The following is a 14,505-nucleotide window of genomic DNA, read 5'->3' on the forward strand; positions in this document are numbered from 1 at the left end:
TTCTTTTACGATAGAGTTGTAAAAAGAACTGAGGGGGAATTGACATGTTACAAGCAAAAACGATTGAGATCATTAAGTCAACCGTACCTGTACTAGAAGTCTACGGAGAAGCGATTACTTCCCGTTTTTATCAACTGCTCTTTACGAAGCATCCAGAACTTTTGAATATTTTTAACCACGCGAATCAGAAAAAAGGACGCCAGCAAGCAGCACTTGCAAATGCAGTTTACGCTGCAGCTGCTAACATTGATAAGCTCGAAATGATTATTCCAGTTGTAAAGCAAATCGCACACAAACATAGAAGTTTAGGTGTAAAACCAGAACATTATCCAGTTGTTGGTGAAAACTTGTTAGAAGCGATTAAAGACGTACTAGGTGATGCTGCAACAGACGAAATTATTAACGCTTGGGCCGAAGCATACGGCGTGATCGCTGATGCATTTATCGGAGTTGAGCGTGACATGTATGAAGCAGCTGAACAGCAAAACGGCGGATGGGAAGGATTCAGAGCATTTGTTGTTGCTGAAAAGAAAGCAGAGAGCAGTGTAATCACGTCATTCTACTTAATACCTCAAGATGGAGGACCGATTGCGGAATTCAATCCTGGGCAATACGTAAGTGTAAGAATGGAAATCCCAGGGGAAAAGAACACGCATATTCGCCAGTACAGTTTATCTGATGCGCCAGGAAAAGAGCATTACAGAATTTCTGTTAAAAAAGAAGCAGGATTAAATTCTCCAGACGGTATTGTATCTGTTTACTTACATGAAGGTGTAAAAGCAGGAGATGTTCTATTTTTAAGTGCGCCAGCAGGAGATTTTTACTTAGACACAGAGAGTGCGAAACCAGCAGTTCTTATCAGCGGGGGAGTAGGTCTTACCCCAATGGTAAGTATGCTGAAAACAGCGGCAGAAGAGCAGCCTGAACGTGAAATGACGTTCATTCATTCGGCAATCAACGGCCAGACACATGCATTAAAAGATGAAGTTAAAAAAGTGGCAGAAGATGCTGAAAACATCTCAACTTATTTTGTTTATGAAAAACCATTAGAAGACGATTTCGGATACGATCAAACGGGTTATATTGATGAAGCATTGCTTCGCAAAGTATTACCATTAAATAAAGAAGCAGAATATTATTTCTGCGGTCCAGTTCCTTTCATGAAAGCTATCAACCATGCACTGCAAGAGTTAAACATCAAAAAAGAAAACATCCATTTTGAATTCTTCGGTCCTGCAAGTGATCTGGAAAAAGAAAAAGTAAACGCATAAAAATAAACGAAACACCTTCCTGAATTGTATGGAGGGTGTTTTTTTATGATGTGATCCAGTGTTCAAAGCTTTTTAATAAGGCTCTTCTTTTTAACAATAGCATGGTTATTAATAGGATTAAGCTAAAAGCGGTTATCCATGCTCCCAGATAAATTCCGCCCAGCGTAAAATAAATACTGATCGTTGGCGCGAAAAAAATCCATCCAACGATGCCGAGGATCCCAACGCATAGATTCAACATCATACCTATAAAAAAATGAGGGGCAACCATTCCTGTATGTTTAACCATAAAAACAGCATATTTGTAGCTGAGAGGCAGACCAGATATAAGGAACAAGATATAGAAGATAATGTTTAAATCGGCTTCACTGAGCAAGAAATCACTCCTTTTGTATTCTATTTATTCCACTTTCGAGAGGAACATTCCTCTGTTTTTCTGGATTGAAACGCATTTGGAAATCATATCGTCTAACGTTAAAAGGGGAGCTGAGGGATGAAGAAAAGATTTTTAGTAATCATGATGACGGTTTGTTCAGTAATTCTGTTTACAGGATGTTCTGCCAAAAAAGAACCTATTGATGGTAAGGTCTCTGGTGCGGTATTTGAAAGTGTACATTCGTTAATCGGGAGTAAGCCAATTGGTTTTGACTTAAAGGATATGAGTATTGATTGGGTGGAGGGTTCGTATAATGAAATTCAAACACTAGCTGATCCGTGGCTTGAAACGTTAACGCCTGCACATGAAATAAACAAATTTCCATTGAAAAGATACATTCATATTTACTACAGTGATCCTTATGATAAGAATGAAAACACTGATTTGTTCATACCGTATCCGAACGATAGAGAAGCTCATAAAAATATAATTCTTAAAGGGAAAGACAATGGAATGACGAAATATTACGTGTTTGAGGGCGGAGAGAAAGAGACGGCTGCATTAGTAGACTGGATGAAAGATCACGAACCGAATTAAGTAGGGGCTGTCCCAAAAGTAAGGTAAACTTACTTTTGGCAGCCCCAATTTTTTATTTTTACAAAATAAAAAATATAGACCCTCGATTTGCACCTTATCAGGAATTTTAGATAACTTACATCTTAGAATTAGGATATTCTCGAGAAAGGTTGAATCAGAAATGACCTGAAAAGTTTTTATGCTTTTGAGTCATTTCCTTTTTCTTTTTTATACAGTGTATGGTGCAAAGTTAGGAAACGGATGATTCGCTTCACCTAAGGATGAGAGACTTTTGATTTCAGCGATTTCCATAATTTCATTCCAGACCCTCATCACGCCCGGGGATTCGTGAGCAGCATCTTTTGCTTGCTCCGATCTCCACTCGAAGATCTCAATGACCGTGCCATTTGCTGCTCGAGCACGGATCGGTTCACGTGAAGTAATAAGATTTTCTGCTTCTAGCGTTTTGATATGGTTCCTTAAGACTTCATTAAGCTGTTCTTCTTTTCCCTCGTGTGGCTGGTAGAGCGCCATTGTTATTAGTGCAGACATTACGCTTCCTCCTAAGAAAGGCAGATTTCTTTACGGTTTGTTTATTCCTATTTTATCATAGGGAACATGTCTTAAAGAGGGTTAATCAGCCTCTCTTAAGTGAAGACTGTTTTACAGACTAGCAATAAAAGGAGAGATAAGATGAGATACCCGCGTTCTTTTTCACATATCGGACTATCCGTACCTGATGTAGAAAAAGCAGTGAAATTTTATGAAGATGTAATGGGCTGGTACACAATTATGCAGCCGACTATGATAGAAGAAGATAACAGTCCGATCGGTGAAATGTGTACCGATGTTTTCGGTCCCGGCTGGAAGAAGTTCCGAATCGCTCACATGGCTACATCCGATAAGATCGGAATCGAGCTGTTTGAATTCGAAAACAATGAAAAGCCTGAGAATAACTTTGAATATTGGAAAACAGGAATCTTCCATTATTGCGTGCAAGATCCAGATGTTGAAGGACTTGTTGAAAAAATTGTTGCTCATGGCGGAAAGCAGCGCATGCCGATTCGCGAATACTATCCTGGAGAAAAGCCGTACCGAATGGTTTATTGTGAGGACCCATTCGGCAACCTGGTCGAAATCTACAGCCATAGCTATGAACTGACCTATTCAGATGGTGCATATTAAGCAAAAAAAGGATGATTCCGGATGGGGTCATCCCTTTTTTTGATGGAATTTGTTTTTTAATTCTTTCGTGTCTTTTTGAGAAAGACAATTGAATGAAAAAGACTAAATAAATAGACATGGAAAAGGTAATAAATGGTTAATCCCACGTTGATTTCAAAATACCCACGTTATTTTAAATAATCCCACGTTAAGTGACCAAAATCCCACGTTAATTTTTATTTATCGAATTTTCGACATCTGCAGATAAAGTACAGGCAAAAAAGAGACTCATGCAGGTCAAACCGACCGCATGAGCCATCAACTTTATCCATCTGTCCCGGTCTTTATGATCTTCTCAAATTGTTCCTGGGTAAGCTTTTTTGCCGGAACAGGCTGTTTCTTCTTTAGACGGCTGGAACGTCTTGTTTTTGTATATGAACCTTGAGCAAGATACTGTTGTTTCATTGCTTCAACCATAAAGTTTAGAGCGAGAATCGAAATGGCAAATGCAGCTAGCGGCGTGTAAATTACCCATAGATTACCTCGAATCTCATAAATATAAGCACCGATCATACTGGACCATTCGTTAATCATAGAAACGGGCAGCGTATTATTGCTTAGTGGTTCAAGAGTGATAATATCCATTCCGCCGATAAAAACCTTTAAAACTCCTAAATGAGCTACGAGCAAAAGAGTAGAAATTAATTGCTGGCTGTACAAGATGCCTAGGCGAGGTCTTAGAAATGGCAGTACATGTTTAAAGAGTGTATGAAATCTACCGCCTCCGAGTACTTTTACAGATGAGATAAATTCATTTTCTAAGAACTTTTTTGTCTCGCTCGCAACGGTAATCATGAGCGGTGGGACAGCAATTACAACAAGTATTGTTATTGCAAAAATCGTTTGTTCATCACGAGGGAGGGACCACGTGAATATCTGCAGCACTGGAAAGAGTATTAGATATGCAATGATTGTTGCCGGAGCATAATAGAATGCTTCGAAAAGTTTGTTAAACATTCTAAGTATTGATTTAGGCAGCTGACTAAACAGAAGGCCAAGCATGGTTCCGATTAAAAGTCTTGCGAATGCGATCAAAAAGGCAAAACTTAGAGTGTACTTTGCACCATCCAACACTTTATGAAGCATACTTACCCCAAAGCGGTCTGTGCCAAGGGGCATATCTTTAAATGGTGCAATCGGTACAGAATCAATGGGCTTATTATTTTCATCATAACGAATTTGCAAGACAGGCTTTTCTTTGTCGGGTACATAATAAGAATAGATAATGCTCCCGAAAAAAAGTGCGATAATAATAAGGAATCCTGTTAAGAATAAGGGGCTTTTCCATATAGACATCTATGCCGCCTCCTCTTCATTACGGCCAAGTTTAAAGTTAATCGAATAAGAGATGGCTGTAAAAATAATATAGAAAGGAACGAACATTAATAAGACACTTACTGTCACTACATCGGGCGTTGTTGGCCCATTATTCAGCATGAATTTCGTGATACCCGGGATCGCCATTATATATTCGACAATAAAGAGTGTTGATATCATTAGCCAATAGATTGTTTTTGTATGATAAAAAAGGCTGATCAAGGAATTCCTTAACATGTGAACATAAAGGATTAATGAATATTTTATTCCTTTTGCACGAGCAAACTCAACATATATTTTGGAATCTTCATCATCAAGCAAAAAGAGCAAAGTCCTCACGATAAACAATGTTGGCAGTATGGCTAAACAAAGAACAGGCAGAAAGAAAATAGGTTCTTGATTACTATGAACGATAGGCATGAGGAGTTCTCCGGTGTTTCGGTAGATAAGGATAATCATATATTGAATCATGGTTATTAAAAAAATATCCGGTAAAGATTCTAGTGAAAAGAAGAAAAAGCGCACTGCTTTTTGGATTCTGCCGGGTAAGCTTTTTATAAGGAGAGCAAATACAACAGCTGAACCAATAGCTAAGAAAAAAGCACTGACAACCAGTTTAAGTGAAAAATAAAAGTAAGGCAGTATAGTAGGGAACATGTATTTTAACTGCTGGCTTTCGTAGTATTCTACATTTGAAAAAGTCATAATCTTAACCATTAACACGCCAATTTTATGGATATAGGCATCAAAGTAAAATCCTAAGTCCTGGTTTAAAAATAGTGCGTTTTTAAGAGCTCCTGATTGCAATAACCGGGCTACAGCCTCAATGCCTTGTACATTGCTGAAAAACAGATATGGCAATGCCCCAATAAAAAATACACCGATAATAGGCAGCGAGAAATTAAGCCCATGCCGCAGGACAGAGACAACCATGAAATTTTCCCCCTCAATCTTTTTATCTATATCTCTCTTTTATCTAATAAAGTTTCGATAAAAACCATAATTTACCTTTTAAGTATATAAAAAAAAGCTGCCCCATTGACAGCGTTCTTCTTATTTCAAAATGCTTAAATACGATTGCCACGGCCCAACGTCTTTTTTATAACGTTTTGCCATGATTCTTGTAATCTGTGAGATGTGGGTTAAGTCATGAACGGCCCAAGTCGAAAGCAATTCTCTTAATCTAACAGAACCAAATTCAGGATGAAGAGCAGATTGTTCATAATCGTTTATGGCATTAAGCTCATTTTTCAGTAATGCGAGACTCTCTTCCCGGCATTGTTTAAACTCCTGCAATAGCTGCTCAATGTCTTTTTCGCTATTAGATAAATGAGCAAAACGGTCAAATGGTGGAAAGGTATAATTCTCGCCTTTTGTCAGAATCATATTTATACGCGGGATCCAGTTCACCTTTTCTCCTTCAATAAGATGAGCTACAACCTCAAGGACGTTCCATGTGTCACCGCCTTCGTTGCACGTTAACCAGCCAGGAGAAAGGCCGGTTAAAAGGCGGGAGAGCGTTTCAGGTGTACGTTCCAATAGCTCAATAGCTTCATTGATTTTGAAATTCATAGTAGGTATCCTTTCTATTAAAATTCATTGATCATTTTTACAACTCTTTTTACCAAATCAATCGATTCAAGTGTTTGTCCATCGATCTCTAAAGCGTGATTCGCCCCAGGGGGAATAAAGTAATCTATATTTTTGTTTGTCTGTAATTGTTCAAGGCTTTCTTTATTGTAAAAAGAATCCCTGTCTCCGATCATACATAATCCTTTATTTTGACTGTTCAGCATTTCTTCGAATACATTCTTTGCTCTTAATTGTGGTGTTAACCAAACCGTCTTCGCATTACGCAAAGGATAAAAGTTTAACGCTTCTGGCATCGCCAAACATCCAAAGGATTTCCCTACGAGGTAATAAGATTCAAAATCAGCGTCACGTAAAGTTTCATGAAGCACTGTCATCACATCTGCTGCCACTGCGCTTTTTAATTCCTCATATGTAAAATGGTCATAGTGATCTGTGTGGTATTCATAGTTTATATGCAGGACTTCATAACCCCTATTTAAATATGCCCCTGTGGCAAAGTGGAGTATAGGTGATCTAACGGTATAGCTTATACCTGGAAGAATGATTGCCAATCCTTTTGGTTTTTCGGTTTTATTTAAAAACGCATAAGGAACTTTCATCTCCTTGTAGCCCTTTACACTTCCTTCAAGTACGTTCATTCCTGTTGCCTCCATTAGGTTAAATAAAAGTAAAAAAAAATTTTAATTATAATATCGTATCGAACAGCTGAACCTTTAGTTGATTTTTGTTCTCATAATTAAGAAACCGTTCAATATGCCATTTGTTAAGTGCCCTTGAATAGTTATTTTTCATAATCCATTCATGCAGCCTTTCATAGCTGTTTCTGATGTCATGGTTAGATCCTTCATGCGTGATCATTGCATATTTTTGCGGCGGAACAGTGAGCGAAATCATGTCTTCTGGAATGTCCTCATATTTATCGACCTGAACACAAACCCAATAACCATCTTCTGTTTCAGAAGTGGCATCAACGATAAAGGCTCCAATTTGCTGATCAGGTGAGATGACTTGTTTAATATCCATTATCCGATCCTGTAATGCGAGAGATGCTTTCGGAATCTCATTTATGTATTGATCACCATCACACAGTACTCTAAAACCAACTAACTTTAATTCTTCTAACTGTCGAATGCTGATTTTATCTTGAAGAATATTTCTGTTCATAAAAAAAACTCCTTTCAAAGGTCTGCTTATTCTCTTCTATAAAAATGGCTCTCATCCTTTATTTTCCTTCTAGTAGCTTAAATCATAGGATTCCTTCCTTATTTTTTCATTTTAATATTACTTTTTACCTGTAAGTGTCAGAATCATATACACCAAATGACCGAATCTAGTGAAAGGTACTTATTTTGGTTAACGGTAAATGTTAAAATGTTGGTGAAACGTTTCGATTGACGATGATTAAAAAACTGAAAGGGGCAGCATTTTATGAAACCAGCAAAATTAATAAGCTTTCTTTTAATGTTTAGTCTTTTTGCGAACTTGTTTGTAACACCGAAAGCCACAGCGTCTGATCTCGGAGAAGACCTTGCTTTTCAGGTTGAATTGAAAGCGATTGCAAAGAAAACGTATAAATTTTATCAGGACCATACAGATCCTGTTACAGGATTGACGTATGACGAAACGCGTTATACAGCGGAAGGAAAGAAGGATGCAACTCACACATCTCCAACGAATATCGGGATGTACATGATGAGTACGGTTTCTGCCCAGCAGTTAGGAATTATTACAAAGGATGAGGCAATAAAAAGAATTCAAGTTACGTTGAATACACTTGAAAAACTAGAAAAATGGAATGGATTATTTTATAACTGGTACAACACGAAAGACGGATCGATCAAAAAAGATTGGGGACAATTCATCTCTCAAGTGGATAACGGGTGGCTGTCGTCTGGACTAATTGTTGTCGGACAAGCATACGATGAACTCAATCCTCAAACGAGCAAGCTGGTTGAGAACATGAACTACACAACTCTATATGACCCTGAAGTAGGTCAGTTCCGTGGTGGATATGACGTCGCTCAAGGTAAGCTAACGGATCACCATTACGGATTGTTCAATACTGAACCGCGTGTGGCGAGCTATATCTCTATCGGAAAAGGTGATGTTCCAAGTGAGCACTGGTGGAAGATGTACCGTACGATGCCGGCAAGCTGGGATTGGCAGGCTCAAACTCCAGAGGGACATGATGCTGTTTATGATGGAGTAACTGTATTTGAAGGGCATTATGAATATAACGGAGTAAAATTTGTACCGAGCTGGGGCGGAAGCATGTTTGAAAGCCTTATGCCGGGAATCGTTTTAAAAGAGAAGGATTTAGGCAAGAATGCATTAGGCTTAAACAACAAGCGTCATGTTGAACTTCAGCAGGCATTTGCAGAAGAAAAAGGGTATCCTGCATGGGGCTTCTCACCGGCAGCAACTCCTGACGGATATAGTGAATTTGCAGCAACACCGCTTGGTACATCTGGATACAAAGATGGCGCAACAGTAACAGCTCATGCTTCTTTCCTCGCACTTGATTATGATCCAGCAGCGGTTCGGGAAAATATCAAGGCATTAAAAGAGCTAGACACATACAGCACATATGGTTTTTACGATTCAGTAAACGTAGAAACGGGCGAGATCGCAAAAGCATATCTTGCACTGGATCAGGGGATGATCATGGTATCCATCGCTAACTATTTAAAAGATGGCGTAATCCGTGACTACTTCCACCAAGATCCAATCGGTAAAAAACCAGAAGAATTACTTGAAAAAGAAGTGTTTTCGATTCAATAGCTAATGTGAGCACCCGAATCCCGTGTGGATGAGGGTGCTTTTTTAAGTGAAAAAGCTGTTGGAGATCGTCTTGTGCGTGAAAGGAACAAGGTCTTGCGTGAAAAGTAGGAATTCTTGCGAGAAACTTTTTGCGTGGAAAGGATGAGATCGTGCGTGGAACGGAAGAATCTCTGCGTGAACGTGTAACAAATAAAAGAACACGTACCGTTAACAAAAGGGATAATGATAATTTAAGCGAAATAAATCATAAATACTACTAGCGATAAGGAGTGATTTTCATGAACACGGCTTCACAAGAACAAACGAAAAAAGGGAAAAACACATATACATTTGAAGAGTTTCTGCAAAAGCGTCAAAGCCTCGATTGGTACCGCGATGAACCGTATTTACAACAAGCGATGAAACATTTTACGGGGACGGAATTTGAATCCGTACATCATGCAGTCCTCTCTTTTTCTCCTGCCGTTTCTTTAAAGTGGAACCGTTTGGCAGAGCAGAATGCAAGGCCAGAGGTTCGGCCTTACATGCTTCATTATGATGCATTCAATAACCGCATTGATCGGATCGTACGCCCGATGGATTTGCATCAACTCGAAAAAGAAGTGTTCGGAGAAGGTCTTTTTTCTGGCAAAACTGCACCATGGGAAAGCTTCGTGAAACGGATGCTGATCCATCAGCTCGGAGAAGCGGGTGTTGCCTGTCCGCTGACTTGTACGATTGGTCTTATTGCTTTACTCGAGGAATATCCAAATCAAGAGCATCCTGAACTTCAAAAGATTTTGCAGCACACAAAAGAGGGTCTTGAAGGAGATTTTGCAATTGGTGCTCAGTTCATGAGTGAAATGCAGGGAGGATCCGACCTGCCAACAAATGTTCTTGAAGCAGTGCCTGACGGGAAGAACTATCGCTTGTACGGAAACAAGTTCTTCTGTTCTGTAGCACATGCAGATTATTCAGTGGTAACGGCTAAAATTACAGGGTCAGATAAAATCTCAACTTTTATTGTTCCGTCGTGGCTGCCTGGCGATAAAGAGAATGAAAAAAGAAACGGCTATCAAGTTAACCGGATAAAATGGAAGATGGGAACAGCCGAGCTTCCGACAGGTGAGATTCAATATAATGGAGCGCTTGCTTATCCGGTAGGGCCAGAAGGTAAAGGAATTGCTGTAGCGGTGGGTATTGTGCTGACACTATCGAGACTTGAGATCGGAATTGCCTGTGCTGGATTTATGCTTCGTGCTGCACGGGAGGCAAAGTTGTATGGAGATTTCCGGACGGTTTTTGGCAAGAAGGTGAAGGATTATCCTCTATCTGCTAGTACATTAAAACGAATCGAGAATGCTGCTGAACGGACGACCGCGGGTGCCTTTAAAATATACGACCTATTCCTGAAACTGGATCGGCCTTTAAATCCTGGCATACCAAAGGACCAGCCGATCGAATTAAGAAAACAGCTGTTCAACTTAAGAGAGCTCGTTTTATTGCAGAAAATTTGTGCGACCAATGAGGGAGCAGAAGTGTTAAGGGATGCAATTTCAGTGTTTGGCGGACACGGAGTGATGGAGGAATTCTCGTCACTGCCGCGCATCTTCCGGGATGTTGTTGTGAACGAACAATGGGAAGGCCCTCGTAATCTGTTATTAACGCAAATATATCGAGACATTCAAAGAGTGGCAGACTGGTATTCACCGGCAGATTTTGTAGAAAGTGTGCTTCAAGGGGCATCGCAGGAAACAATAGAAGAATATGCAGAAAAATTAACTAATTTGATGCAAAAACCAGTATGCGGGGACGTTTCAGAGGAATCCATCGAGGCTGCAGAAGAATGGGATGCATTTTGTGATGGGTTTTATAAGGTTTATCAGACGGTAGCCCTTCAAGAAATTCATACTGAAGCAAAATGAAATTGCGTTTGAGCGAAAAGTGGTGCTTTTTGAGTGTAGCTAGCTCATTTTGAGCGAAACTCAACCACTTTTGAGCGCAGATTAGAGTTTTTGAGCGTAGGTCTGAATTTTTGAGCGTACGTGTAATAAATATAAGAACACGTACCGTAAAAGTAAAAGCTCCAATATAAAGGAAGGGCTGACATTGACAAGTCAGCCCTTCTTTCTATTTCATACCTGAAATGGTATAGCCTTCGATAATGTGCTTTTGGAAGATGATAAAGATAATTACGATCGGCACGACCATGAAGGTTGAACCAGCCATCTGCAATGCAAAGTTTCCGCCGTATTGTCCCTTCAATAGACTCAAACCAACGGATAGTGTATATAGGCTTTCATCGTTCGCGATAATCAATGGCCATAGGAAGCTGTTCCATCCAGCGATGAATGTCAGGATTCCTTGGACCGCCATAATTGGCTTTGAGATCGGAAGGATAAGCTGCATGAACACGCGGAACTCACTTGCGCCATCCAGACGTGCAGCTTCAAGCAGTTCATCTGGAATCGTGGACATGAACTGTCTGAACAAGAAGATGCTGAACGCTCCAACCAATCCTGGAAGTACAACACCAGCCATCGTGTTCGTTAATCCCATCTGGTTCAAAATCAAGTAGACAGGAATCATCGTAACCTGGCCAGGGATCATCATAGTCGCCAGCACGAGATAAAAGAGCTTGTCTCTGCCTTTGAACTTGTATTTTGCAAATGCATATCCAGCCATTGCGTTAAAGAAAAGTCCGACGAAAGAACAGAGGACAACGATAATTGTATTTTTCAAATAAACACCAAAGTTCATGTTCTCAAACAGATAGATGAAGTTTTCTGTTGTAAAGGTTTCAGGCCACAAGGTAGGCGTAAGCTGAAGTACTTCACTTTCAGGTTTGAAAGCGGAAAGGATCATCCAGATAAATGGAATGGCGACTAACAGACCGCCAAGTGTTAAAACGATTCCTGCTATCCATTGTTGAGTTCTGTATGCTTTTTTAGCATCAGATACTTTTGTTTTCATGTTCTCACCTCACATCTTAAAAGTCGGTTTCTTTCTTTTGCAATCTGAACTGAATCATTGTAATGATAATAATTGCGATAAATAAGACAAATGATCCTGCAGCAGCATAACCAAAGTTGCTTAGCTGGAATCCGTTACGGTAGATAAACAGGGCAACTGAAGTCGTACTGTCTAATGGTCCGCCTTTTGTCATAACAAATGGCTCTTCGAAAAATTGGATCCAGCCGATCATTGTCGTAATCGATACGAAGAAGATCGCATAACGCAGCAATGGAATCGTGATTTTCGTAAGCTGTTTCCAATTATTCGCACCATCTAGCTGTGCTGCTTCATAATATGTTTTTGGAATTCCTTGCAGTGCAGCAAGGAAGATAATCATGTTAACTCCGATTGCGCGCCAGACAGCCAGGGCAATCAAAGAGCCTTTAGCGATCGTTGGATCTTGCAGCCAAGGAATAGCCGGTATGCCGACAAGTCCTAAAAGATAATTGAACAAACCGAATTGCGGGTTGTAAAGATACGTCCAAACAACAGCTACAGCGACTACGTTCGTAATTGAAGGCATATAAAAAACGAGTCGAAAAGCTTTGAAAATTCGTGCTGTACCAAAGTTGATCAATAAGGCAATTCCAAGCGAACATGCTATTACAAGCGGAACACCGAACACTACATAAAAGATGGTGTTTCCGATTGATTTTAAGAAGATCGGATCTTTAAATATATTTAAGTAATTTTCAATTCCTATGAAGCTGATGTTCGAGTAATCAGCTAAACCAGCCAGGTCAATATCTGTAAAACTAATCACCAATGCAACCAGAATCGGGAATAGAGAAAATAAAGCCAATAGAATAAGTGCCGGTCCAATGAAGAGGTAAGGAGTTGATTTTGAATAGCTTTTCATGTTTTTCACATCCTTCAAGGTTGCCCGAGTGTAACAATAAAAAGGTAACGAGCAGGGTTAGCTGCTCGTTATACCTATGTTAGACCGGACTTATTTCTTTAGAATCTCCTCAGACTTCTTGTCGAAAGCATCCATTTCTTTTTGAACATCTGCTCCGCCGCGATAAATTTTCTCGAAGCTCTTCAAGTACGTTTGAGCGATTTCTTCCCATTGTTTAATTACAGGCATCGGCTGTGAGTTTTCCATTTGCTCACCGAATGCTTTGTAATATTCGTTGCCAGTAAGCGACTCGTCTTCCCAAGATTTTTGGGCTGCAGGAAGAGAGTTAGTCATTTCCATCCATTTTAATTGTGTTTCTGGTTTACTCATAAATGCTGCGAATTTCAATGCTTCTTTCTCATGCTTAGTGTGTTCAAATACAGATAAGTTAGATCCGCCAAGTGCAGAAATATTGTTTTCTTTTGTCGGAAGTACAGCTGTTGACCATTTTCCTTTTAGATCAGGTGCCTGGTCGTTGATCAGCTTGATCATCCATGGTCCGCTGATGAACATTGGCAGAATGCCGTCTCCACGGAAACCTTGGATGATGTCCATGCCAAGCTCTTCCTTAGGTGCAGCTCCGCTTTCATAGAAGCTGTTCAAATAATCTACGGCTTCAACAAACTTGGGTTCATTAAATTTAGGATCATTGTTTTCCCCTAGAAGTTCAGCTCCGTTTTGGCGAGCGAACATGAAGGATAAACTTTGTTCTTTAGCATCAATAGAGATACCATATTTTCCTTCACCACGGTCAGCAAGCTTGTCCGCAGCATCTTTCAGCTCATCCCAAGTCTTTGGAGCTTCTTTATAACCTGCTTCTTCAAGCAAGTCAGTACGGTAGTAAAGTACACGTGTGTCAACGTACCAAGGTACACCAACCATTTTATCTTCGTATTTAGTCGTTTCAACAGAACCTTCAAAGAAGTTTTTCGGATCTAATTCAGGATAATCTTTTACGTGAGGCGTTAAGTCTTTTAAAGCTCCTGCTGAAGCGAATTCAGGAATCCATGTTGTTCCCATCTGAAGAACGTCTGGTCCTTTTTTAGATGCAACCGCTGTTAAAAGTTTATCGTGTGCTTGATCCCAAGGAAGAGCTTGCACTTTTACATCGATCTTTGGATTTTCTTTTTCAAATTCTTCTGCGATCTTAGGAAGGGATTTTGCTTCTTCTCCCATACCCCAGACTGTTAAAGTAGTCTTTCCTTCGCTTGAACCTTTTGAGCAGCCTGCAAGTGCACCAGAAAGTACTAATGCTCCAACCATTGAAGTAACCATTGACTTCTTAAACCAATGTTTTTTCATAAGTGTTCCCCCTAAATTTGGCTTTTGATTAGCTGTAAAAATAAATTCCCAACTAATTGAAAAAGCAATCTCGTATTATTATTTTCTTTACTTCTTTTGAAAATTATTGTTGAAACGTTTCGATAAGCACATTATAATTCAAGTTGAAATCGTTTTCAACACCAGAATTCAAA

15 protein-coding genes are annotated in these 14,505 nt (G+C 39.7%); 5 read left to right on the forward strand and 10 right to left on the reverse strand.

Annotated features, from left to right (window positions below):
- Positions 1 to 44: 44 nt before the first annotated feature.
- On the forward strand, positions 45 to 1,271 hold the full coding sequence (hmpA, locus tag ABE41_RS05195; protein ID WP_066287192.1) for an NO-inducible flavohemoprotein: 1,227 nt from the start codon (positions 45 to 47) through the stop codon (positions 1,269 to 1,271).
- Between the two features lie 43 nt (positions 1,272 to 1,314).
- Here hmpA and ABE41_RS05200 read toward each other — a convergent pair whose 3' ends face one another.
- Positions 1,315 to 1,647, reverse strand: a complete 333-nt coding sequence (locus ABE41_RS05200; protein WP_066287193.1) for a hypothetical protein — start codon at positions 1,645 to 1,647, stop codon at positions 1,315 to 1,317.
- Positions 1,648 to 1,764: 117 nt separating this feature from the next.
- Here ABE41_RS05200 and ABE41_RS05205 point away from each other — a divergent pair, with 117 nt between their 5' ends.
- A complete protein-coding gene (locus ABE41_RS05205; RefSeq protein WP_066287194.1) occupies positions 1,765 to 2,244 on the forward strand; it encodes a hypothetical protein in 480 nt (159 codons plus the stop codon).
- Between the two features lie 207 nt (positions 2,245 to 2,451).
- On the opposite strand, the gene ABE41_RS05210 is transcribed toward ABE41_RS05205, so the two are convergent.
- The gene (locus ABE41_RS05210; RefSeq protein ID WP_066287195.1) at positions 2,452 to 2,775 is read right to left on the reverse strand and encodes a hypothetical protein; all 324 of its coding nucleotides are present in this window, start codon (positions 2,773 to 2,775) and stop codon (positions 2,452 to 2,454) included.
- A 141-nt stretch (positions 2,776 to 2,916) separates the two neighbouring features.
- Here ABE41_RS05210 and ABE41_RS05215 point away from each other — a divergent pair, with 141 nt between their 5' ends.
- Complete coding sequence (locus ABE41_RS05215; RefSeq protein WP_066287197.1) at positions 2,917 to 3,408, forward strand: lactoylglutathione lyase family protein; 492 nt, start codon at positions 2,917 to 2,919, stop codon at positions 3,406 to 3,408.
- Between the two features lie 303 nt (positions 3,409 to 3,711).
- Here the strand turns inward: ABE41_RS05215 and ABE41_RS05220 are convergent, their stop codons facing one another.
- The 5 genes from ABE41_RS05220 to ABE41_RS05240 all read right to left on the reverse strand — a co-directional run bounded on the left by ABE41_RS05220 (position 3,712) and on the right by ABE41_RS05240 (position 7,521).
- Complete coding sequence (locus tag ABE41_RS05220; RefSeq protein ID WP_066287199.1) at positions 3,712 to 4,743, reverse strand: hypothetical protein; 1,032 nt, start codon at positions 4,741 to 4,743, stop codon at positions 3,712 to 3,714.
- Complete coding sequence (locus ABE41_RS05225; protein ID WP_066287201.1) at positions 4,744 to 5,697, reverse strand: ABC transporter permease subunit; 954 nt, start codon at positions 5,695 to 5,697, stop codon at positions 4,744 to 4,746.
- A gap of 120 nt (positions 5,698 to 5,817) precedes the next feature.
- Positions 5,818 to 6,336: a DinB family protein gene (locus tag ABE41_RS05230; RefSeq protein ID WP_066287206.1), complete on the reverse strand. Its 519-nt coding sequence runs from the start codon at positions 6,334 to 6,336 to the stop codon at positions 5,818 to 5,820.
- A 17-nt stretch (positions 6,337 to 6,353) separates the two neighbouring features.
- Entirely contained in the window at positions 6,354 to 6,995 is a 642-nt protein-coding gene (locus tag ABE41_RS05235; protein WP_066287208.1) for an alpha/beta fold hydrolase, read from the reverse strand.
- A 46-nt stretch (positions 6,996 to 7,041) separates the two neighbouring features.
- Entirely contained in the window at positions 7,042 to 7,521 is a 480-nt protein-coding gene (locus ABE41_RS05240) for a GyrI-like domain-containing protein (protein ID WP_083207669.1), read from the reverse strand.
- 264 nt (positions 7,522 to 7,785) lie between these two features.
- On the opposite strand from ABE41_RS05240, the gene ABE41_RS05245 reads away from it, so the two are divergent.
- Positions 7,786 to 9,138, forward strand: coding sequence for a glucoamylase family protein (locus tag ABE41_RS05245; RefSeq protein WP_066287210.1), 1,353 nt, complete (start codon positions 7,786 to 7,788; stop codon positions 9,136 to 9,138).
- A gap of 278 nt (positions 9,139 to 9,416) precedes the next feature.
- Positions 9,417 to 11,042, forward strand: coding sequence for an acyl-CoA dehydrogenase family protein (locus tag ABE41_RS05250; protein ID WP_066287212.1), 1,626 nt, complete (start codon positions 9,417 to 9,419; stop codon positions 11,040 to 11,042).
- A 205-nt stretch (positions 11,043 to 11,247) separates the two neighbouring features.
- Here the strand turns inward: ABE41_RS05250 and ABE41_RS05255 are convergent, their stop codons facing one another.
- The 3 genes from ABE41_RS05255 to ABE41_RS05265 all read right to left on the reverse strand — a co-directional run bounded on the left by ABE41_RS05255 (position 11,248) and on the right by ABE41_RS05265 (position 14,332).
- Positions 11,248 to 12,090, reverse strand: a complete 843-nt coding sequence (locus ABE41_RS05255) for a carbohydrate ABC transporter permease (protein ID WP_066287214.1) — start codon at positions 12,088 to 12,090, stop codon at positions 11,248 to 11,250.
- 16 nt (positions 12,091 to 12,106) lie between these two features.
- Positions 12,107 to 12,991 carry a carbohydrate ABC transporter permease gene (locus ABE41_RS05260; RefSeq protein ID WP_066287216.1) on the reverse strand — a complete coding sequence of 295 codons (885 nt, stop codon included), beginning with the start codon at positions 12,989 to 12,991 and terminating at the stop codon, positions 12,107 to 12,109.
- A gap of 90 nt (positions 12,992 to 13,081) precedes the next feature.
- The gene (locus ABE41_RS05265) at positions 13,082 to 14,332 is read right to left on the reverse strand and encodes a sugar ABC transporter substrate-binding protein (RefSeq protein ID WP_066287218.1); all 1,251 of its coding nucleotides are present in this window, start codon (positions 14,330 to 14,332) and stop codon (positions 13,082 to 13,084) included.
- Between the last annotated feature and the right edge of the window lie 173 nt (positions 14,333 to 14,505).

The organism is Fictibacillus arsenicus, from assembly GCF_001642935.1.
In the GTDB taxonomy this organism is placed as follows: domain Bacteria; phylum Bacillota; class Bacilli; order Bacillales; family Fictibacillaceae; genus Fictibacillus; species Fictibacillus arsenicus_B.